Source organism: Dyella sp., from assembly GCF_051962475.1.
Lineage (GTDB): Bacteria > Pseudomonadota > Gammaproteobacteria > Xanthomonadales > Rhodanobacteraceae > Dyella_A.
Genome location: NZ_JBQCCF010000042.1, coordinates 38,494 through 60,634, shown reverse-complemented (window position 1 = coordinate 60,634; position 22,141 = coordinate 38,494). Strand labels below are relative to the sequence as shown.

General features: G+C 69.4%; 14 protein-coding genes. 4 read left to right on the top strand and 10 right to left on the bottom strand.

All coding sequences use genetic code 11. The annotated features are described in order from the left end of the window. Positions 1–166 precede the first annotated feature (166 nt). Positions 167–790, top strand: coding sequence for a TIGR00645 family protein (locus tag ACTHJF_RS09930; protein WP_440266969.1), 624 nt, complete (start codon positions 167–169; stop codon positions 788–790). Positions 791–878: 88 nt separating this feature from the next. Here ACTHJF_RS09930 and ACTHJF_RS09925 read toward each other — a convergent pair whose 3' ends face one another. From ACTHJF_RS09925 to ACTHJF_RS09905, 5 genes are all read right to left on the bottom strand, one after another. After that, complete coding sequence (locus ACTHJF_RS09925; protein WP_440266968.1) at positions 879–1,367, bottom strand: REP-associated tyrosine transposase; 489 nt, start codon at positions 1,365–1,367, stop codon at positions 879–881. A gap of 151 nt (positions 1,368–1,518) precedes the next feature. Then, positions 1,519–4,593 (bottom strand): efflux RND transporter permease subunit, encoded by a 3,075-nt coding sequence (locus ACTHJF_RS09920; RefSeq protein ID WP_440266967.1) that lies wholly within the window; start codon positions 4,591–4,593, stop codon positions 1,519–1,521. A 47-nt stretch (positions 4,594–4,640) separates the two neighbouring features. After that, entirely contained in the window at positions 4,641–5,834 is a 1,194-nt protein-coding gene (locus tag ACTHJF_RS09915; protein WP_440266966.1) for an efflux RND transporter periplasmic adaptor subunit, read from the bottom strand. After that, positions 5,824–7,377 (bottom strand): efflux transporter outer membrane subunit, encoded by a 1,554-nt coding sequence (locus ACTHJF_RS09910; protein ID WP_440266965.1) that lies wholly within the window; start codon positions 7,375–7,377, stop codon positions 5,824–5,826. The genes ACTHJF_RS09915 and ACTHJF_RS09910 overlap by 11 nt, the downstream gene beginning before the upstream one ends. Positions 7,378–7,576: 199 nt before the next feature. Further along, positions 7,577–9,463 (bottom strand): ATP-binding cassette domain-containing protein, encoded by a 1,887-nt coding sequence (locus tag ACTHJF_RS09905; RefSeq protein WP_440266964.1) that lies wholly within the window; start codon positions 9,461–9,463, stop codon positions 7,577–7,579. A gap of 100 nt (positions 9,464–9,563) precedes the next feature. Here ACTHJF_RS09905 and ACTHJF_RS09900 point away from each other — a divergent pair, with 100 nt between their 5' ends. Together ACTHJF_RS09900 and ACTHJF_RS09895 are read left to right on the top strand one after the other, a co-directional pair. Further along, positions 9,564–10,166, top strand: a complete 603-nt coding sequence (locus ACTHJF_RS09900) for a class I SAM-dependent methyltransferase (RefSeq protein ID WP_440266963.1) — start codon at positions 9,564–9,566, stop codon at positions 10,164–10,166. A 57-nt stretch (positions 10,167–10,223) separates the two neighbouring features. Continuing rightward, a complete protein-coding gene (locus ACTHJF_RS09895) occupies positions 10,224–13,085 on the top strand; it encodes a protein kinase domain-containing protein (protein ID WP_440266962.1) in 2,862 nt (953 codons plus the stop codon). Positions 13,086–13,195: 110 nt separating this feature from the next. Here ACTHJF_RS09895 and metK read toward each other — a convergent pair whose 3' ends face one another. The 5 genes from metK to ACTHJF_RS09870 all read right to left on the bottom strand — a co-directional run bounded on the left by metK (position 13,196) and on the right by ACTHJF_RS09870 (position 20,212). Next, on the bottom strand, positions 13,196–14,395 hold the full coding sequence (metK, locus tag ACTHJF_RS09890; protein WP_440266961.1) for a methionine adenosyltransferase: 1,200 nt from the start codon (positions 14,393–14,395) through the stop codon (positions 13,196–13,198). 139 nt (positions 14,396–14,534) lie between these two features. Continuing rightward, positions 14,535–15,884 carry a GGDEF domain-containing protein gene (locus ACTHJF_RS09885; protein WP_440266960.1) on the bottom strand — a complete coding sequence of 450 codons (1,350 nt, stop codon included), beginning with the start codon at positions 15,882–15,884 and terminating at the stop codon, positions 14,535–14,537. 92 nt (positions 15,885–15,976) lie between these two features. Beyond that, positions 15,977–16,975 (bottom strand): tRNA dihydrouridine synthase DusB, encoded by a 999-nt coding sequence (dusB, locus tag ACTHJF_RS09880; protein ID WP_440266959.1) that lies wholly within the window; start codon positions 16,973–16,975, stop codon positions 15,977–15,979. A gap of 28 nt (positions 16,976–17,003) precedes the next feature. Beyond that, positions 17,004–18,113: a PepSY-associated TM helix domain-containing protein gene (locus tag ACTHJF_RS09875; protein WP_440266958.1), complete on the bottom strand. Its 1,110-nt coding sequence runs from the start codon at positions 18,111–18,113 to the stop codon at positions 17,004–17,006. Beyond that, positions 18,095–20,212 carry a TonB-dependent receptor gene (locus ACTHJF_RS09870; protein ID WP_440266957.1) on the bottom strand — a complete coding sequence of 706 codons (2,118 nt, stop codon included), beginning with the start codon at positions 20,210–20,212 and terminating at the stop codon, positions 18,095–18,097. The genes ACTHJF_RS09875 and ACTHJF_RS09870 overlap by 19 nt, the downstream gene beginning before the upstream one ends. Positions 20,213–20,358: 146 nt before the next feature. Between ACTHJF_RS09870 and ACTHJF_RS09865 the strand changes: the two genes are divergently transcribed. Further along, positions 20,359–22,137 (top strand): tetratricopeptide repeat-containing diguanylate cyclase, encoded by a 1,779-nt coding sequence (locus ACTHJF_RS09865; RefSeq protein ID WP_440266956.1) that lies wholly within the window; start codon positions 20,359–20,361, stop codon positions 22,135–22,137. The last annotated feature ends 4 nt before the right edge of the window (positions 22,138–22,141 follow it).

Sequence of the window (22,141 nt, the reverse complement as noted above, 5' to 3'; positions counted from 1 at the left end):
CGATGCTGTTGCTCTGGTGCCACATCAAAGCCAAAGAGCATCGCCCGCGAGCGGGCTCCTACAGTGGCGGTTGGGGCGGTGGAGGGTGCCCGTCGTTGGCATCGATGCGTGGCGGCGCGATGCGCGCCCGGGTACGCTCTGGCTCCCACATCGCATGCCGCGCCCCATGACCGCTCCTGTCCCGCCCCGCCTGAACCCGCTCGCCCTCTTCATCTTCAGCTCGCGCTGGTTGCAGCTGCCGCTGTACCTGGGCCTGATCGTGGCGCAGTGCGTGTACGTGTTCCTGTTCGGCAAGGAGCTGTGGCACCTGATCCACGAGGCGTCTCACCTGGGTGAGCAGGAGATCATGTTGATCGTGCTCGGGCTGATCGACGTGGTGATGATCTCCAACCTGCTGATCATGGTGATCGTGGGCGGCTACGAGACGTTCGTCTCGCGGCTGGGGCTGGAGGAACATCCCGACCAGCCCGAGTGGCTGAGCCACGTCAACGCCTCGGTGCTGAAGGTGAAGTTGGCGATGGCGATCATCGGCATCTCCTCGATCCATCTGCTGAAGACCTTCATCGCCGCCGGCGCGCTGGAAGGGCTGCCGTTCTGCTCGGCCGACGTGCTCGCCACGATGGCCGATACCATGAACACCGCCAGCGCGCTCAAGTGCTCCACGCTCACCACGGTGGGCGTGATGTGGCAGACCATCATCCACGTGGTGTTCATCGCCTCGGCGATCGGCATCGCCTGGACCGATCGCATCATGCAGGCCGGCGTCGCCCGCGCACGCGACGGCCACTGACGCGCTTTTTTGTAGGAGCCCGCTCGCGGGCGACGCTTTTCTGCTTCGATGTGCATCAGAAGCAAGAGCATCGCCCGCGAGCGGGCTCCTACAGTGGCAGCGGTTCGTCTTTGTCGAGCCAGACGGCGTTCCAGTAGGGATATGCCAGCACCGAGTGCGCCAGGCTGGCGCGTATGGGGTTGCCGACGATGTAACGCGCAACGCGACGCAGGTTCTCTTCCCGGCGCAGCGCGCGATCGTGGAAGCTGCGATCCCACAGCGGCCCAGCTAAGGCCCCCGATGCATGCAGCGCCCGCGAGACGGCCGCCTTGAATCGTGCCACTACGCGATCAAGCGGCTCGCGGCCGAGTTCGAGCAGCCCGTGCCAGTGATCGGGCATGAGCACCCAGGCGAACAGCTGCGCGTCGCCCCAGTGGTTGGATGCGTGGATGATCCGGCTGGCGACGCGCGCGGCTTCGTGATTTCCGAAGACCGGCTGACGGCGCCAGGTGGTGACGGTGATCAGGTAGACCTGGCCCGGCGTGGATACACGGCCGCGCCGAAGCGCGGAGCGGCCAGTGGCTGGGAAAGCTGGCATGACCGGAGTTTGCCGATGAGCACCGTGAACACGCTGCCGTCCGGTGCCACCAGAACCTGTAGGAGCCCGGTCGCGGGCGCTGCTTTTTTTGTCCCATGTGGCTCAGAACCAAGAGCAACGCCCGCGAGCGGGCTCCTACAAGGGCAAAGGCCTACACCTCGAGCCGGTCGTCGGGGCGGGCCACCAACGCGTACAGGGCGGGCATCAGGAACACGCTGATCAGCAGGCGGGTGAACAGGCCGCTGACGATCACTAGCGCGAACGGTCGCTGGGTGTCGGTGCCCACGCCGGTGGCCAGGGCTGCGGGCAGCAGGCCGAGCGCGGCGACCAGCGCGGTCATCATGATCGGGCGCAGGCGCAGGATTGCCGCCTCGCGGATCGCCGGCTCCAGCGCCATGCCGCCCAGGCGCAGCTCGTTGACGTAGGAGATGTAGACCACCGCGGTCTGCACCGACACGCCGAACAGCGCCAGGAAGCCGATGCCCGAGGACACCGAGAACGGCGTGCCGGTGAGCCACAGCGCCACGATGCCGCCGACCGGCGCCGACAGCGCCACGCCGAGCACGGTGATGAAGGGGAACTTGAAGTTGCTGTACAGGGTGAACAGCAGCAGGAAGATCAGCCCCACCGTGAGCGGCACGATGATCCGCAGCTGCGCGCTGGAGGCCATGTACTCGGAGTACTCGCCGCCCCAGTCCACGCGGTAGCCCTGCGGCAGCTTCACCTGCTTGTCCACCTGGGCGATCGCGTCGCCCACGGCGCCGGCCAGGTCGCGGCCCTGCACGGAGAACTGCACGCCGACATAGCGCGAGTTGTCCTGACGGTAGATGAAGGAGGCGCCGTCGACGATACGGATGTCGGCCAGCAGCTTGAGCGGAATCTGCTTGCCGTCGGGCGTGGCAACCAGCAGGTTGCCAAACGACTCGGGGTTGTCGCGGTATCGCTTCTGGAGCCGCACCACCAGGTCGAACTCCTTCTCGCCCTGCACCACCTGGGTGGCCACGTCGCCGCCGATGGCGGTCTGGATCAGGTCGTTGATATCCGACACGTTGAGGCCGTAGCGGGCGATCGCGGCGCGGTGGATGTCGATGCTGAGGCTGGGCTGGCCCAGCTCCTTGACCAGAGTCACGTCGCGGATGCCGCGCACCTTTTCCAGCACGTGCTTGATTGCCTGGCCCTTGGACTGCAGCGTGGCCAGATCCGGGCCGAATACCTTCACCGCCAGCGCGCTCTTGAGGCCCGTCTCGGCCTCGTCCACCGCGTCTTGGGCGGGCTGGGTGTAGTTGAAGATGATGCCGGGGAACTGCGCCAGCTTGCGGTTCATCGCCTCGATCAGCGCGGGCTTGGTGCGGTAGCGGCCGTGCCACTGCGCGTAGGGCTTGAGCCCCACGTAGAACTCCGCATTGAAGAAGCCGGTGGGGTCGGTGCCGTCGTCCGGGCGGCCCAGTTCGTTGGTGACCGTGGTCACCTCGGGGAAGCTGTGCAGGATGGCGCGGATCTGCGGGGTAATCTTCGCCGCCTCGTCGAACGAGATGGTGTACGGCATGGTGGCGCGTACCCACAGCGCGCCCTCGTCCAGGTGCGGCATGAACTCCGCGCCGATGCGCGGGATCAGCAGCAGCGACGCGCCCAGCACCACCACCGAGGCCAGCACGGTGCCGCGGGCGCGAGCGAGGCAGAAATCCAGCCCCTTCACGTACACCGACTTGATCGCCTCGAACGCGCGGTTGCGCCGCTCGCGCACGCCCTTGCGCATGAACCACGAGCACAGCACCGGCAGCAGCGTGAGCGTGACGATGAGCGAGCCGACCAGGGCGAAGATCATGGTGTCGGCCATCGGCTTGAACAGCGTGCCGGATGGACCGGACAGCACGTAGATCGGCGCGAAGCTCACCACGATCACCGCCACCGCGTAGAACAGCGGGCGGTCGACCTCCGCGGCGGCGGCGCGGATCACCGCCAGCACGCTGGTGTGCTCGTCCTTTCGATCGGCCAGCTGGCGATAGATGTTCTCCACCATCACCACCGCCGCGTCGACCAGGATGCCGAAGTCGATCGCGCCGATCGACAGCAGGTTGGCCGAGGCGCCCTGCAGGTCGAGGCAGACGAACGCGGACAGCAGCGCCAGCGGAATCGTGGTGGCCACGATCAGGCCGGCGCGCAGGTCGTACAGGAAGAACACCAGCACCACGACCACCAGCAGCATCCCGCGCACCAGGTTGTCGCGCACCACGTCGGTGGTGCGGCTGATCAGGTCGCTGCGGTCGTAGAACGGCACGATCTTCACGTCCTTCGGCAGCACGTGGTCGTTGAGTTCGCGCGTCTTCGCCTCGACGCGCTTGAGCACGTCCTGGGTCTTCTCGCCGGTGCGCAGGAAGATCACGCCCTCCACCGCGTCGTCCTGGTCCTGGTAGCCGAACTCGCCCAGCCGCGGCGCGATGCCGGTGGTGACGGTGGCCACGTCTTTCACCAGCACCGGCGTGCCGTTGTGCTGGGCCAGCACTACGTTGCCGATGTCTTCCAGCGTCTCGATGCGGCCCTCGCCGCGCACGTAATAGAACTGGCCGCCCTGCGAATAGAAGCCGCCGCCGGCGTTGCCGTTGTTGGCCGCCAGCGCGGACTCCACCTGGCTGGCGTTGAGGCCGAGCGCAGCCAGACGGGTCGGGTCCAGCTGCACCTGGTACTGCAGCGTGCCGCCGCCGAAGCCCGAGTCATCGGCCACGCCCGGTACGGCGCGGAAGGCCGGCTCCACGGTCCAGTCCTCGATCGTCTTCAGCTCGGTCGGCGAGCGGTCCGGACTCTGCAGTACGTAGCGGTAGATCAGGCCAGACGGTGAGGACAGCGGCGACACCGAAGGCGCTACGCCATCGGGCAGGCCCAGATCGCCCAGGCGGTTGAACACGGCCTGCCGCGCCACGTGGTTGTCGGTGCCGTCGGCGAAGGTGATGTTCACCACCGATAACCCATACAGCGAGATCGAGCGCGTCACCGTGGCGCGCGGGATGCCGGTCATGCCGCGCTCCACCGGCACGGTGATCAAGCGCTCCACTTCCTCGGCCGCGTGGCCGGGCCACTGGGTGACCAGTTCCACGCCGGGCGGCGAGAGATCGGGATACGCGTCCACCGGCAGGCGCCTGAGCGAATGCAGGCCGGCGCCGCCTAGCAGCATCACCAGCAGCAGCACGAGCAGGCGCTGACCCAGTGAGGCGGCCACGAGGCGGTTCATGATCGAGGCGGTGCGGGACGGGGTCTCGCCCCCGGGCAGTGGCTCGCTCATTGGCTTTGCAGGAACTGCACGAAGATACCGCCGTCGGTCACCACCTGCTGCCCGGCCTTCAGGCCGTCGCGGATGGCCACGTTGTCGCCGCTGCGGTCGCCCAGCATGACGTGCTGCCGGGCGAAGCTGCCGTCGGCCTGGGCGACGTAGACGAAGGGCAGGTTCTCGTCATCGCGCAGCACCGCCGAGGAGGGCACCAGCAGCGCCTGGCTGGCCTGCTGTGCGCGCAGCGTCACCTCCACCAACATCTGCTTCCGCAGCAGGCCGGCGCGGTTGTCCACCGCCACGCGCACGTCGACGAGCCCGGTGTCGCCATTCACCACGCCGCCGATGTTGGTGACTGTGCCGGTGATGGGCGCGGCATCGGCACCGGTGGTGATCTCGGCGCGGTCGCCCACGTGCACCGCGGCCAGCTCGGCGGGAGCCACCTGGGCCATCACCCACATGTGCGAGAGGTCGGCGACGGTGAAGCAGGCGGTGCTGCCGGCCTGCAGCAGCTGGCCAGGCGAGATCAGCCGCTCCACCACGGTGCCGGCGATCGGCGCGCGGATCGCACCACCGGCATGCGCCACGCTGTGCCCGGACTGGATCGCCTGGATCGTGCCGGCGTCGACGCCCAGCGCGCGCAAGGCCTGTAGCGCGGCATCCCGATCGGCTTCGGCGCTGGCCGCATCGGTGGACGCCTGCGCGGCTTCGCGCGCGGACACGCCGTCGTGCTTGACCAGGTCGGCATCCATGTCAGCGATGCGCCGCGCGTTGTGTGCCGCCACCAGCGCCTTGCGGTACGCGCCGATCGCCGCGGCGAAATCGGACGAGTCCACCGTGGCCAGCACCTGGCCCTTGGTCACCGTGTCGCCCGGCGCGACCAGCAGGCGCGTGACCGGGCCGGTGAAGGGTGCGACCACGCTGGTGGCGCGCTCGTTGTCGAAATCGACCCGGCCGGTGGCCTGCACCCGGGTGTGGAAGGCGCCCGGCGCCACGGTCTGCAGGCGCAGATGCTGGCGCTGCGCGGTCGTGAGCGTCACGTTACGGGCGGCGGGCGGTGCGGCACCGGCGGTATCGTCCGGAGCGTGCGAACAGCCGGCAACCAGGGCGGCACCGGAGGCGGCCAGCACGCCGAGGGCGAGCGCGCGCGACCAGCGCCTGACGCGCGCGGATGCGGGCATCGCACCGAGGAAATCACTTTTCATCATGGCTCCGGACGGAGTGGGCCTGGGGCGTGTCGGTGGCCTGCCACCAGCCGCCGCCGAGCGCCTGGAACAGGGCGGCGGTATCGGCCAGTCGGCTGGCCTGCGCCTGCACCAGTGCGATGCGGGCCTGCTGGTAGCTCTGCTCGGCACCGAGCACGGCGAGGTAGGCGGCGTAGCCGTCCTTCCACTGGCGCTGGGACAGGTCGAGCGTGGTCTTGGCCGCATCCGCCGCGGTGGCGGCGGCCTTCAGACTCGCGGCGTCCTGCTGCAGGGCGGAGAGCACGTCGGCGACGTTCTGGAACGCAGTGAGCACGGTGCTGCGGTACTGCTCGGCGGCCTGCACGTAGGCGGCCTTGGCGGCGCGTTCCTGGTGCATCAGCGCGCCGCCCTGGAAGATCGGTGCGCTGATCGCGGCGCCGAGGTTCCAGAACCCCGTACCGGGCTTGAACACCTCGCCGATCGCCAGCGCGGTGCGGCCGGCGTCGGCGGTGAGCTCGATCTGCGGCAGCCGGCTCGCCTCGGCCACGCCGATCTGCGCGCTGGCCGCATGCAGGTTGGCCTGCGCCTGCAGCACGTCCGGCCGCTGTGCGACCAGTGCGGAGGGCAGACTGAGCGGCAGCGTGGCTGGCAGGGTGAAACCGTCCAGCGCGAACGCCGGCGGCGGCGCTTCGCCGGGCGTGCGCCCCACCAGCACCGCCAGCAAATGCTGCTGTTGTTGCAGCTGCATCACCAGCGGCGGCAGTGTGGCGTTGAGCTGCGCCAGCTGCGTCGTTTGCGCCGCCACGTCGAGCCGGCTGGCGTAGCCCTTGGCGAGCTGGCGCTGCAGGATCTCCAGCATGTGCCGGTTGATCGCCACCAGCTGCTGCGTGGCGTCCATCTGCGCCTGCAGCGAGGCTTCCTGCACCGCCGCGGCCACCACGTTGGCGCTCAGCGTGATCTGCGTGGCGAGCAGCTGGTAGCGCACGGCGTCTTCCTGCGCGGTCAGCGATTCCACCGTGCGGCGGTTGAGGCCGAACACGTCGGGCACGTACGACACGCTCACCTGCGGGGTAAACAGGTTGTACAGATAGGCGTTGGAGCTGGGCACCGGCGCCAGCGCGCCGGGCGGATCCTGCTCACGGCTGGCCGAGAGTCCCGCGCTCACGCTGGGCGCATACGCGCCGCGGCCGGATAGCGTGGTCTCGTGCGCCACGGTGAGCGCCGCCTGCGCGGCCTTGAGGTCGTGGTTGTTCGCCAGCGCCTGTTCGATCAGCGCGTTGAGCGGCGCCGAATGGAACGCCATCCACCAGTCTGCAGGCAGCGCGGCACTGCGCTCGAAATGCTGGGCGTCGCCAGCGGCGAGATGCGGCGTGGCGACGGTCGCCTGCGGCGGCTGGGCGGCGTAACTGTCGCTGGCGCGAGCGGTCGGCGGCTTGAAGTCCGGCCCCATCGCGCAGCCGGTCAGCGCCAGCGCGGCGGCCAGCGCACTCGTGCGCAGCCACGCCTTTGGCGGGGACGCGACTACGGCGGCCGGAGCGCGTGCGTTGAGCCAGGGAGAGGGCATCCACAGAGCCTTCAGGGCGAGAATCAGCCCGCGACGCTATAACGTTGCAAACGCTGAGGGAAGGCCTGAATGCAATCGTAAAATCATGCGACGACAAGGGCTTGCGTGCGCAGTTCGTCTGGGCGGGGTCTGTCGTGCATGCAAGGGCCGGCGCGGCGCGCCATCCGCGCGGCCGGCCGGCGGCGTTCCCGCAGGGGGCTCAGCCGTCCAGTTCGCTCCAGCGCGCGTAGGCCGCTTCCAGCTCGGCCTGCAGCTTTGCCACGGCTTCGTTGGCGGCGGTGATCGCGGCGCTGTCCTGCTTGAAGAAGTCCGGGTCGGTCATCGCCTCACCGCGCCTGGCGATCTCGGTTTCCAGCTCCTCGATGCGCTGGGGCAGCAGCTCCAGTTCGCGCTGGTCCTTGAAACTGAGCTTGCGCTTCGGGGCTGCCGCCGACGTGGGCGCCGGCGCGGCGGGCGGATCGTTGCGGGTGAGGCCGGGCTTCGCCGCGGCTGCCGCCACGGCGGCGGCCGCGGCAGGGCGCTGGCGCAGCCAGTCGCTGTAGCCGCCCACGTATTCGCCAATCTGGCCGTTGCCTTCCAGCACCAGCGTGCTCGACACCACGTTGTCGAGGAACGCGCGATCGTGCGACACCAGCAGCAGCGTACCCTGGTAATCGGTGAGCAGTTCTTCCAGCAGTTCCAGCGTCTCGACGTCGAGGTCGTTGGTGGGTTCGTCCATCACCAGCAGGTTCGACGGCTGCGCGAACAGCTTGGCCAGCAGCAGCCGATTGCGTTCGCCCCCGGACAGCCGGGTGATCGGCGCGCGGGCGCGCTCGGGCGAGAACAGGAAATCCTGCAGGTAGCCGATGATGTGCTTGCGGCTGCCGTTGAGCTCGATGAATTCGCGCCCTTCGGCCACGTTGTCCAGCGCGTTGAGCGAGTCGTTGAGCTGCAGGCGGTGCTGGTCGAAGTAGGCGATCTGGATGCCGGTGCCCAGCTCCGCCGTGCCGCGCTGGGGCTTGAGCTCGCCCAGCATGATCTTCAAGAGCGTGCTCTTGCCGGCGCCGTTCGGGCCGATGATGCCGATACGGTCGCCGCGCATGACGGTGGTGGAGAGGTCGTCGATCAGCACGCGGCCGCCGTAGGCCTGATGCACGTGTTCGAGCTCGATCACCTTCTTGCCCGAGGCCTGCGCATTGGCGGCGGTCATCTTCACGTTGCCGCTCAGGTTGCGCCGCTCGGCACGTTCGGCGCGCAGCGCCTTGAGCGCGCGCACGCGGCCTTCGTTGCGGGTGCGCCGCGCCTTGATGCCCTGGCGGATCCACACCTCTTCCTGCGCCAGCTTCTTGTCGAACAGCGCGTTGGCCTGCGCCTCGGCGTGCAGGCGCTCCTCGCGGCGGCGCAGGTAGTTGTCGTAGTCGCCGGGCCAGTCGGTGAGTGCGCCGCGGTCGATCTCCACGATGCGGGTGGCCAGTGCGCGCAGGAAGCTACGGTCGTGGGTGATGAAAAGGATGCTGCCGTCGAACTGCTTGAGGAAGTTCTCCAGCCAGCCGATCGCCTCGATGTCCAGGTGGTTGGTGGGCTCGTCCAGCAGCAGCACGTCCGGCTTGCGCACCAGCGCCTGGGCCAGCAGCACGCGACGCTTCATGCCGCCGGAGAGCGCGTTGAAGTCGGTGTCGGCGGGGAGTTCGAGCTTGGTGATCACCTCGGTGACGCGGCGATCCAGATCCCAGCCGTTCTGCGCCTCGATGGCGTGCTGCACGTCGCCCAGCGCATCGAAGTCGCCTTCGGCGATCAGGTGGTGGTAGCGCGCCAGCAGGTGGCCGAGATCGCCCAGGCCGTCGGAAACCACGTCGAACACGGTGCCTTCGGTGCCCTGCGGCACCTCCTGCGCCATGCGCGCGATCACCACGCCGTTCTGCACGCGGACCTCGCCGTCGTCGGCCTGCAGCTCGCCGGCGATGAGCTTCATCAGGGTGGATTTGCCTTCGCCGTTGCGACCGACGATGCACACGCGCTCGTTGCGTTCGATCGACAGATCGACGTGTTCGAGCAGGAGGGGGCCGCCGATCGAGAAGTCGACGCGCTGCAATTGGATAAGAGACATCCACCCATTGTACGGGGCGGGCACGGTGTTCCGCTGGAACGGGACATGCGGCGCGGGACGCACTGGTCTAGACTCCGGCGGCTGTTCACCTGGAATCGGCATGAATCGCTGGAACGAACGCTACGCAGGCGAGGATTTCCTGTTCGGCACCGCGCCGAACGCCTTTCTCGTGACCCAGCGCGCCCGCCTGCCGCAGCACGGCAAGGCGCTGGCGGTGGCCGACGGCGAGGGTCGCAACGGCGTGTGGCTGGCCGAGCAGGGGCTGGACGTGCTGGCAGTGGATGCTTCCGACGTGGGGCTGGCCAAGAGTCGCCGCCTCGCCGCCGAACGCAACGTTTCCATGGCCTGGGAGCTGGCCGACCTGTCGAACTGGGACTTCGGCCGCGAGCGCTTCGACGTGATCGCCGCGATCTTCATACAGTTCGCCGATCCGGCCCTGCGCACGCGGCTGTTCGCGGGCATGGTGGCGGCGCTCAAGCCCGGCGGAGTGCTGCTGCTGGAGGGCTATCGCCCGGAGCAACTCGGCTACGGCACGGGTGGCCCATCGGAGGTGGCGAACCTGTATACCGAGGTAATGCTGCGCGAGGCGTTCGCTGAGCTGACGATCGAGCACCTGGCCGCGTACGACGCAGCGATTCACGAGGGCAACGGGCACCATGGCATGTCGGCCTTGATCGACCTGGTGGCGCGCAAGCCGGATTGACATACCCGCCGCGCCGATGCGCGGTCGAGGCAGCAGACCTTTTCGGGGGGAAGGGCGATGAAGGGGGCACTGACCGATCGTTACGTGGAGGCCAAGCGCCTCGCGCTGGAAGCCGCCGAGCTGCCGGCCGCCGCACGTGACGCATTCATCACCGAGGCCTGCGCCGGCGACGATGCGCTGGAGCGCGAGCTGCGCTGGATGCTGCGCGCGCTGGACGCCACCCACACCGCCACCTTGCCCGTGCTCTCAGCGATCTCGCCGGATCTCAGCGGGCACGACGCGCAGGCCACCGGGCCGCGCCACTATCGCCTGCTGCGCCATCTCGGCGAGGGCGGCATGGGAACGGTGTACCTGGCCGAGCGCTGCGACGGCGACTTCACCCAGCAGGTGGCGCTGAAGCTGCTCACCGCCGCCGCAGAAGGCTCGCCGATCCTCACCGAGCGCTTCAGTCAGGAACGCAAGCTGCTGGCGCGGCTGGAACACCCCGGCATCGCGCGTCTGCTCGATGGTGGCGTCCTCGCCGACGGCAAGCCGTTCCTGGCGATGGAATACGTGCAGGGCGAGCGGATCGACGCCTGGTGCGACCGCCACGCGCTGGACCTCACCGCGCGCATCACCCTGTTCCTCAAGGTCTGCGCCGCGGTGGAGTACGCGCATCGCAACCTGATCATCCATCGCGACATCAAGCCGGCGAACATCCTGGTGACCGAGGACGGCACGCCGAAGCTGCTGGACTTCGGCATCGCGCGCATCCTCGACGACCAAGCCGACCTGCTGGCCACCGCCACCGCTGCCCACGCGATGACGTTGGCCTATGCCAGCCCCGAGCAGATCGAGCGCCTGCCACTGACCACCGCAGCGGACGTCTATTCGCTGGGCGTGGTGCTCTATCAGCTCGTCGCCGGCCGCCGGCCGTACCAGCATCTGGTCACTCCGCACTTGCTCTCCAACGCCATCGTCACTGGCGACCTCGTGCCGCCGAGCCGTGCTGCGCGACTGGCGCGGGAAGAGGGCGCGCAGCGGGCGCTGCGCGGTCGTGCCGTGCCGCGCGATCTGGACGCCATCGTGCTCAAGGCGCTGCGGCGGCAGGCGGACGAGCGCTACCCCGGCGTCACCGCGCTCGCGGACGACCTGCGGCGCTTTCTGGAGTGCCGCCCGGTGCAGGCACGGCGAGGGCGTCAGTGGTACCGGGTGCGCCGCTACGTGCGGCGCAATCGCTGGCCGCTCGCCGCCGGCGCGGCCTTCGTGCTGGCGATCGTGGCCGGGCTGCTCAGCACGCTGCTCTCCCTGCGCGAGACGCGGGCGGCCCAGCAACTTGCCGAACAGCGCCAACACCAGCTCGAACGCATCGTGGATTTCCAGCAGACCACGCTCGACAGCGTGGACATCGACGCGATGGGGCATGCCATCGACCGCGCGCAGCGCAGCCCGGGAAGCGCTGCGGCGACCGGGTCCACCGACCTCGCGCGGCATGCGCTGGACACCTTCGTGGTGACCCACGCGCTGGATCGCCTCGATCACGATTTCGCCGACGCCCCGCTGCTTGCCGCAGACCTGCGCCAGTCGTTGGCGCGCGTGCTGGTGGGGATCGGCAGCTACGCACATGCGGCGACCGAGCTGGGCAAGGTGCTGACCACGCGCCAGAAACTGGCACCCAATGACGCCACCGCGCTGCTGGGTACGCGCATCGATCTGGCTGGCGTGCGCTTACGGCAGGGCGACACGGCGGCCGCGGCAGTACTGTATGCGAGCGCCTTGAGCACCGCTTCCGCGCGGCCGTTTACCGACCCGCTGCGCACCCAGGCCGAGGCCGGGCAGGCGCGCGTGCTGGTGGCGCAAGGGCATCTGCCCGAGGCGGAGAAGCTGCAGAAGACGCTGTACGACGCGCTGGCGCAGCGGCTGCCGGCCACCGATCCGGAACTGCTGCGGCTGCGTCGCGACCTGATCACCACATTGATAGGCATGGGCCGACGCGACGAGGCGCTGGCCCAGGCCAAGCCGCTGGTGGCGCTCGATCGCACCACCTTCGGCAACGAAGCTCGCGAGACCCTCGATGCGATGGTCACGCTCGCCCAGCTGCAGCATTACCGGCACAACTACGAGCAATCGCTGGTGCTGGCTCGCGAGGTGGCTGCGATCCGCCTGAAGCGCCTCGGCGCGGATCATCCGGACACGCTGCGCGCGCAGCACATGGTGGCGATGGACGAGGTCTACCTGGCGCAGGACGGCCCAGCCTTCGACCGCGCGGGCGCCGATCTGCAGCGCCTGATCGACGCACGCCGGCGCGTGCTGGGGCCGGAGCATCCCGACACGATCGCCTCGATGACGCTGCAGGTGCGCCTGCTTTCCAAGCGCGGCAATGCCGACGGGGTCGACGACGCGGCGCGTCACGGCTTCATGGTTCAGGCGATCGCGCTGGAGCGCCAGATTCTCGCCGCCCACCAGCGGCAACTGGGCGAAGACCACCCCGACACACTGATGGCGCACGGCAGCCTGGCGAACCTGCTCAGCTACGACGGCCAGTACGCCGAGGCCGTACGCGAGGCGCGGCTTACCTTGGCCGGGCAGCAGCGCGTGCTCGGCCCCGAGCATCCGATCGTGTTCGCCACCTACGGCCTGCTTGGCGACATCGAAGTAGACGCCGGCCATTGGGCACAGGCCCGCGCACCCTACGAAAAAGCCCTGGCCGGTCGCGACAAGGTGCTGGGTGCAGACGACGCGCTCACCCTGGAGACCGCCGGACGCCTGTACGAAGTGCTCGATCAACTGCACGACGCGCCCGCGGCGCTGGCGGTGCGCCAGCGCTACCTCGATCCCCTCGTGGCGAAAGATCCGGCCACCCTCAACGCCAGCCTGAAGGACGTACGCCGATCCGCGCTGGAGGTGCTGCGCACGGGGAAGGCGCAGCTGACGCCCTGAATCGCCGCACGGATCGTTCGACCGCACGGCTGCGTAAAACGAAACGGGCCGTATGAGCGGCCCGTTTCGGTGCTTTATTCAACGTCGCGGCGGCGCTGGCCGCCAGCGCGTTACTTCAACTTGGCGTCGGCGCGCAGCGCGTCGGCCTTGTCGGTCTTTTCCCAGGAGAACGCGGTGTAGGTGCTGCCGTCGGCGGCCTTCACCTCGTACGGCGTGCGGCCGAAGTGGCCGTAGCTGGCGGTCTGCTGGTACATCGGGTGGATCAGGTCGAGCATCTTGATGATGCCGTACGGGCGCAGGTCGAAGTGCTTGCGGATCAGCTTCTCGATCTTGTCGTCGGCGATCTTGCCGGTGCCGAAGGTGGTGACCGAGATCGAGGTCGGCTCGGCCACGCCGATGGCGTAGCTCACCTGCACCTCGCAGCGGTCGGCGATGCCGGCGGCCACGATGTTCTTGGCGACGTAGCGCGCGGCGTAGGCGGCCGAGCGGTCGACCTTGGACGGATCCTTGCCGGAGAACGCGCCGCCGCCGTGACGGGCCCAGCCGCCGTAGGTGTCGACGATGATCTTGCGGCCGGTGAGGCCGCAGTCACCCACCGGCCCGCCGATGACGAACTTGCCGGTCGGGTTGATGTGGTACTTGGTGCTCTTGTGCAGCAGCTTGGCCGGCAGCACGGGCTTGAGGATGTACTCGCGCACCGCCTCGATCAGGTCCTTCTGCTTCACGCCCGGGTCGTGCTGGGTCGACAGCACCACGGCGTCGATGGCGGTGGCCACGCCGTTCTCGTAGCGCAGGGTGACCTGGCTCTTGGCGTCCGGACGCAGCCACGGCAGCGGCGAGTTCTTCTTCTTGCGGACCTTCGCCTGCTGCTCGACCAGGCGGTGCGAGTAGTAGATCGCCGCCGGCATGAAGTCCTTGGTCTCGTTGGTGGCGTAGCCGAACATCAGGCCCTGGTCGCCGGCGCCCTGTTCCTCGGGCTTCTTGCGGTCCACGCCCTGGTTGATGTCGGGCGACTGCTTGCCGATCAGGTTGAGCACGCCGCAGGTCTCGCCGTCGAAGCCGACTTCGCTGGAGTTGTAGCCGATGTCGACGATGACCTTGCGGGTCAGCGCCTCGAGGTCGATCCACGCGCTGGTGGTGACTTCGCCGGCCACGATGGCCACGCCGGTCTTCACCAGGGTCTCGCAGGCGACGCGCGCGCGCGGATCCTGCGCGAGGATCGCGTCGAGGACGGCATCGGAAATCTGGTCGGCGACCTTGTCCGGGTGGCCTTCGGAGACCGACTCGGAGGTGAAGAGATGGCTGCTCATCGTGGGTTATATCCTTCCTTTCGGATGAAGAGATAGAAACGGGTCGCGCATCATACAACGGCCGCTCCGGCTTTGCAGGCAGGCCCGGCGCCCGGGCGTCCATCCGTTCAGCCGTCTGGACGGCCGCACGCTGCCTCGCTCAGATCAACTCGCAGCGGTTGCGCCCGCCGCGCTTGGCGCGGTACAGCGCGCCGTCCGCCCGCTCGAAGGCGCTGTCGGGCGAATCGTCGCCGCGCAGTACGGTGAGGCCACACGAGAGGGTGATGCGCACCGGTCGCTGCTGGCCGTGGAAGCCCAGGCTCTCGATCCGCTTGCGCAGCGATTCGGCCACGCGCATGGCCGCTTCCGCGCCCATGCCCGACAGCACCACCACGAATTCCTCGCCGCCGTAGCGGGCCAGCAGGTCGTCCGAGCGCAGCCCGGCGCGCAGCTGCTCGGCGACGATGCGCAGCGCGCGGTCGCCGGCGGCGTGACCGAAGCTGTCGTTGATCTCCTTGAAGCGGTCGATATCGAGCACCAGCAGGCTGACCTCGCCGCCTTCCTGCGCAATGCGCAGGCAGGCGTCGGCCATGTGCTGCTCGAACACCAGGCGGTTGGCGACGCCGGTAAGCGGGTCGGTGGAGGCCAGCGCCTGCTCGTGGCGCAGCGTGGCTTCCATCGCCTGGGTCGATCGCTCCAGCTCGCGGATGCGCTGGCCCATCTGCTCGGTGCGCGCCTGCCATTCGCGTTCGCGCGCGGCCTCGCGTTGGCGGAAGGTTTTCAGGTGCCCGCTGATCGCACCCAGGCGCTGCTGCACCTCGACCTGCAGCTCGCTCAGCTCCCGCGCCTGCGCGACCTGCTCGGTGAGCGCGCGGATCTCGCCGAGCACCTCGTGATCGAGCTGGTCGCGGGCGCTCTCGCCGTCGCGATGGGACATGTCTTCGCGGGCGAGGTAGACGGCCAGCTCTTCCAGCTGTTCGGTGACGTGCTTGAGCAGCCGCTCGGCGGCGGCGCGCGCCTCGCCGATGCGATGGCAGTGGCGGTTCACCAGCGTGGCCACGGCCTCGGCCTGCACCGCCAGCGTGGCGGCATCGGCGCAGCCCTGGATGGTGTCGCGCAGGGCGTTCAGCCGCTCGACCGCGTCGTCGTCCAGGCGCAGGCGGTCGACCAGGGCCAACAGCACCTGTCCGGTGGAGAGCGCTTCGGTGAACGGATGCGGCGGCGGGGCCGGGGCCCCGGGCGCTGCCGGGGCCGGCTCGTCCAGCGCCTTGATCGCTTCGCCAAGGTCCGAAAGCAGCGCCTCAAGGCCGGGCTCGTCGACCACGTCGCGTACCTGCCGGCGGATGTCGCCCAGGCTCGCGTCCAGTGCGGCGGCGCGGCCATCGGCGGCGTAGGTGAGCCGCGTTACCAGTCGGCGCAGCAGGGAATCCAGGCGCAACCAGCGTGCCTCGCTGCGTTCGAGCTGCTCGATCGCCTGCTGCTGGGTACGCGTGCTGGAACTCGATTCCATAGGGCCGGACGATTCGTTGGACGCGTTATCGTACGCGTCCGCGACAAGCAGTGCCTACGGGCGCGATCGCGTCGCGTCGGTGCGGCGCGCGCTCAGGCCGCGACGCTGAAACTTGCGAACTCGCCGGCGGCCAGCGCTGCGAAGTAGCGCTCGGTAAGCGCCAGTTGCTCGTGCGCCGTCTCGGCGCGGTTCACCACCTGACGGAACGCGGCGTTCTCCGGACGATCCTTGGCGTACCAGCCCAGGTGCTTGCGGGCGATGCGCACGCCGGCCAGCTCGCCGTAGAACGCATGCAGGTGTTGCAGGTGGCCGAGCAGAATCGCGCCCACCTCGGCCGGCGTCGGCTCGGGCAGCTTCTCTCCGGTGGCGAGGTAGTGGGCGATCTCGCGAAAGATCCACGGCCGCCCCTGCGCGCCGCGGCCGATCATCACGGCGTCGGCGCCGGTGACGTCGAGCACGTGCCTGGCCCGTTCCGGCGTGGTGATGTCGCCGTTGGCCAGCACCGGGATGCCGATGCTCGCCTTCACCGCGGCGATGGTCTCGTACTCCGCTTCGCCCTCGTACTTGTCCGCCCGCGTGCGCCCGTGCACCGACAGCGCGGCGATGCCGCTGTCTTCGGCGATGCGCGCGATGGAGAGCGCATTCTTGTGGTCGCGATCCCAGCCGGTGCGGATCTTCAGCGTCACCGGCACCTCGACTGCCTCGACCACTGCCCGGCAGATGCGCGCCACCAGCGGCTCGTCCTGCAGCAGGGCCGAGCCGGACCACACGTTGCACACCTTCTTGGCCGGGCAGCCCATGTTGATGTCGATGATCTGCGCGCCGTTGGCGACGTTGAAACGCGCCGCCTCGGCCAGCATCGCCGGGTCGTAGCCGGCGATCTGCACGCTCACCGGTTCCGGTTCGCCGGCGTGATCCATACGCCGCAGCGACTTGCGGGTGTGCCACAGCGTGGGGTCCGCCGTGGTCATTTCCGACACGGCCAGGCCCGCGCCCAGCCGCTTGCACAGCAGGCGGAACGGCTTGTCGGTGACGCCCGCCATGGGCGCAAGCACCACGGGCGGTTCGATGCGGTAAGGGCCGATCTGCATCCGCCCAGTTTACCTCCTGCCCGTCGGCTCAGCGCCGGCGACGCGTGCGAGCGCGCCAGAACAGGAAGCCGGTGGTGACGAAGAAGGCCGGCAGCACGCCGCAGGCGATCACCACGCCGCGGTATGCCCAGCCGCCCACCGTGCCCGCATGCAGCGGATAGATCATGCCGTCGATGCGGGCCGCGGTGTCACCGGCGCTGGCGTCGCGCACGGCCAGTACCCGGGGCGTGTAGGGATCGAGCCAGATCATGCTGCGCCCGGTGGCGTTCCACTCGCCCGGGGCATGCGCCCGCACGATGACGGTGGCGTCGTCGGCCCCACCGAAGCCGATGCGCGACAGCGCCGCGTGCGGCAGCGCCGATTGCGCGGCCGCGAGCAGGGCCGCCCACGGCACGGGTGCATCGCGCCGCGCCACTGGGTCCGGCGGCGCTGCGACTGTGCCACGGCCGAAGGCCGCCTCCAGTCCACGCCGGGTGGCGCCGTGATAGACCATCAGCGTGCCGGTGAGGGTCACCAGCAACAGCAGCGGCAGGGTGAGCGCACCCAGCGAGCGGTGCCAGGTGAGCCAGCGGCGCACGGGGGGCTGCGCATAAGGACGCAGGTGCGCGCGCAGCCGCCCGCGGGCCGGCCACCACAGGACGAGGCCGGACGCGAGCAGGCCAAGCGCGATCCCGCCGAGTACGCCGAGCAGGCTTTCGCCGGTGCGTCCGGCGAGCAGATGGGTGTGCCAGTTGCGCAGGATCAGCAGGGCATCGCGTGAGGCGTCGCGCGTCAGCAGCAGCTCGCCGGTGGCCGGGTCGAGGTAGCGCCGCGTGCCGTTGTCGAAATACAGCTGCCACACCGGCAGCCCGGCATCGGGCAGGTCCGCCGCGCGCAGGCCGCGTGGCGCCCACTCGTGCGCGATGCGTGCCAGCACCTGCGCCTGCTGCGTGGGCGAAGGCGGCGCATGGCCGGTCAGTGCCGGATGCGCCAGGCGCAGCAGTGGCTCCTGCAGGGCGAGCACGCTGCCGCTGAGCGCGATCAACGCGAACACCAGGCCGACGCTCAGGCCCAGCCACAGGTGCAGGCGCTTCAGCCAGAGCTTGAGGCCAGCGCGTTGGGGGCGAGCGTCGGGCACGTTCAGAACGTCTGCTGCCATCCCAGCGACACCGTGCGGCCGCGGCCGGCAAAGTAGCTCGCGTCGTCGCCCACGGTCTGCGACACGTAGTTGATGTACTGGCGGTTGGCCAGGTTCTGCACGCCCAGGGTCCATTCGCCGGCGCGGCCGGCATTCCAGCGCAGGTAGGCATCGGCCGTGGTGTAGCCGTCGAAGTGTCCGCTGCGCCGGCCCAGCGTGGCGAAATCGCGGCTGGCCAGGCGCGACACCTGCAGGTAGCTCGACCACTCGCCGCTCCACTGCTGGGTCCAGCTGAGGTTGAGGCGGTTTGGCGCGATGTTTGCGCCGTCCAGATCGGAGTCGACGCGGCCGTCGCCGTTGCGGTCGGAGCGGCCGTGGTTGATCGCGTAGCTCATTGTCAGCTGCGTGCCGGCAAGCGGCTTCCACCCGACGCGCGCTTCCCATCCGCTGATCTCGATGCGCTGGCGGGCCACGTTGTAGACCTGGTTGGCGGCGTCGAACACCAGCACCGAGCCCAGCCGGGAGGTGGAGGTGTAGTGGCTGAGCCGGGTGGTGAAGCCGCCGTCGGCGTACTCGGCGCCCGCCTCGCGGTTGTCCGACACCACCGGCTTGAGATCGAGGAAGTCGGCCACGTTCTGGCCCGGCACGCTTATCGCGCGCAGCACGCGGCCCACGTCCGGCAGGGTGTAGCCCTCGGCATAGCTGGCGAACAGGTTCAGCCGGTCGTTGAGGTACCAGACCGCGCCGAGGTTCGGCAGCGTCTTGCTGAAGCGGGTGGAGCCGCCCTGCACGGTTACGCCGTTGTAGAAGGCGAGGGTGCGGAAGGTCGGCACGTCCAGCCAGCCATGCTCCTGGCGCAAGCCGCCATTCAGCGACAGCGAGGGCAACACCCAGAGTTCAGCCTGGAGGAACGGCGCCCATCCGGTGTAGGTGCTGTCCGGCACCCAGTTGCGGCCGGTCTGCACCAGTTCCTGATGGGTGGTGTCGCGGTAGCCGTCCACGCCGGCCAGCAGGTTCAGGTGGTCGTCGAACAGTCCGCTGCGCGACCACGACAACCGCGCGCCGCGCTTGAGCGACACGTTCTGCGACTGGTCGAAGATGGTGCTGCCGTAGGCGGGATCCTGAAAGGTGCCGAAGGTGCCGCCGCCGAACAGTTCGCGGTTGGCCTGGTAGTACAGCTGCGCGCGCAGCTCGCCGCCGGCCAGGTGCGGGTCGCGGTAATCCAGGCTGGTGGTGAGCACCCGATTACGCGGGGCATCGCCGGGCTGCGGCTGGCGGATCGAGGTGGTAGGCAGGGCCGCTGCCATGTCGCCCGGCACCGCGGTGTAATCGCCGTTGCCCTGCAGCTGGAAGCGGTTCACCGTGAGCTGCAGCCGCCGTTCGCCGGCAAAGTCGTAGCCGAGCTTGGCGAACAGGTCGTGGCTGGACGAATCCATCAGGTCGCCCTGGGTACCGTCTACGCCGATCAACCGGCCGTGCGCGTCTGAGTACATGCCGCGCTCGCGCGCGGACACGCCCACCACCGCGTCGAATGCCCCCTGCCGCGCCCCCAGCACGTACGAGCCGCCGTAGCCGAGGCCGTCGGTGCCGCGCGTCGGGGCGCTGGCATCCAGCGCCACGCGCTGGGTGATACCGTCCTTGTCCGGAGCGCGCCGGGTGATGATGTTGATGATGCCGCCGGCGGCGCCAAGCCCCTGCAGAGCGTTGGAACCCTCGACGATCTCGATGCGCTCGATCATCGCCGGATCGATCGTGTACGCATCGCGCGAACCGTTGCGCAGCGGGCTGGACTGCGGCACGCCGTCGATCATGTACAGCGGACTGCGCCCCCGCAGGGTTTCGCCGCGGCTGGACAGTTTCTGGGTGGCGGGCGAGAAGGAGGGCAGCAGGGCGCCGATCGCCTGCGACAGGTCCGGCGTCAGGGCCAGTTGCTGGCGCAGCTCTTGCTGGTCGATCACGGTGATCGTCATCGGCAGCGCGCCCTGGCTGCGCGGCATGCGCAGCGTGCTTTCGGACACCTCGACGCGCTGCAATTGCACCGTCTGCGGGGCCTCGGCGGCGTGGGACGGGACAGCCAGCGCGCACAGGACGGCCAAGGCAACGGGGGGGACAGCAGACATGCGGCAACTCCAGACGAAATCCAGAGAATCTTAACGAGAACGATTCGCAACTACAACAATCGAGGGGTTCGATCCTGGCGGAGCGCTTGCCGTGGGCGCGCCGGCGCAGAATGATGCCGCCAGGGGCGAACACACAGGGGCGGGCGATGCGAGGCTGGGTATGGGCTGCCGGGCTGCTGCTCGCGCCGCTGGCGTGGGCCGACCAGGTACCGCCGCGTTACGCCGAGCACGATCGGGCACTCACCGAGCCGCAGGCGGTGATCCAGCGGGTGCGCCAACGGCTGGATCGCGACGAGGCGCTGGACCCCGCGCACGAGCGCGAAGCGCTGTGGTGGATGGGCACGGCTGGCATCAACATCGGCGATGACGCCGCGCTGGTCGAGGCGACGCTGCGGCTGGACAGCCTGGCCCATGCCCATCATGACGCGGCCGCCGCGGCCGCCGCCGGTTTCCTGCGGGCGCGCCACCTGTTCGAATCGGGCGGACAGGGTGGACTGGCCGAGGCCCTGCGCGCCGCGGCGCAGGTGCAGGACACCCACGACGACGCGCTGGCCGCCTGGGCCACGTTCCAGCTCTGCGATGCCTACACCATGGACGAGAACGCCGAAGGCGCCGTGCCGGTGTGCCTGCGCGCCGAAACCGCCTATCGGCGGCTAGCCGATTCGTGGGGCATGGCCGAGGCCGAGAACGATCTCGGCATCAACTACGCCAGCCAGCAGCGGATCGACGACGCCGTGGCGATGTACCAACGCTCGCGCCAGCACTTCAGCGCTCTCGGCGCGGACGCCTGGGCCGCCTCGGTCAGTGACAACCTGGCGCGGGTGGAACTGCAGCGCGGCCGGCCGGCTGCAGCGCTCGCGCTGTCGCAGGAGTCGCTGTCGCAGGAGGAGGCCAGTGGCCGCGTCACCGACGCGCTGCTCTCTCGCGCCAACATCGCCCGCACCTACGCGGCGCTGGGCCAGCCGGAGCAAGCGCTGCGCCGCATCAGCCGCACCGTCGAGGATGCGCGCCGTGCCGGCAAGGACGGCCTGTTGCCCGACCTGCTGCAGACGCGCAGCGAAATGGCCGAGCAGGCCAAGCACTACCGGCAGGCACTGGCCGACGCGCGCGAAGTGATCCGGCTGATCTCGGCGCGCCGCACGCCTGCTTCGCGCACGGCCGAGGCGACGTTGGAAGCGCGCTACGCCGAGCGCGAGCGCGAGTTGCGGATCCGCGAGCTGGAGCGCGAGAACCGCCTGAAGGATTTCGCGCTGAAGGCCGCCCAAGCCGAGACGGCACGTCGCGACGAGGCGCAGCGTCGACAGGAACTGTCCGGCCGGATGAGCTGGCTGGTGACCGCCGCGATGCTGGTGGTCGCGCTGCTGCTGTATCTGCTGCTGAGCAACCAACGGCGGCATGCCGCGGCCTTGCGCGAGCAGGCCCTGCGCGATCCGCTAACCGGGGTGGACAACCGCCGCGCGTTCCTCGAACAGGCCTCGGCGCTGGTGGCGCATCGGCCGCCAGCGGGCGTCCCGGCGCACGTGCTGATGCTGATCGACTTCGACCACTTCAAGCGCATCAATGACGGCGCCGGCCATCCGCAGGGCGATCGCGTGCTGGTGGAGGTGTCGGCGTTCCTGCGCGAGACGGTCGGCCCGCAGGGCCAGGTCTCGCGCATCGGTGGCGAGGAATTTGCGGTGCTGTGCCCGACGTTGGGCGCCGACGCCGGCATGCGCCTGGCCGAAAGTCTGCGCGCCGGCGTCGCGGCCCTGCCACTACCCGCCGAAGCCGGTGCGGGGCACATCACGGTAAGCATCGGTGTGGCGCTGTTCGAAGCGGCACGCCATCGCGATCTGGATGGCTGGATGCGCGCCGCCGACGCGGCGCTCTACTCGGCCAAATCGTTTGGCCGCGACCGCGTGGTCGCCAGCACGCTGGTGGGTTGACCCG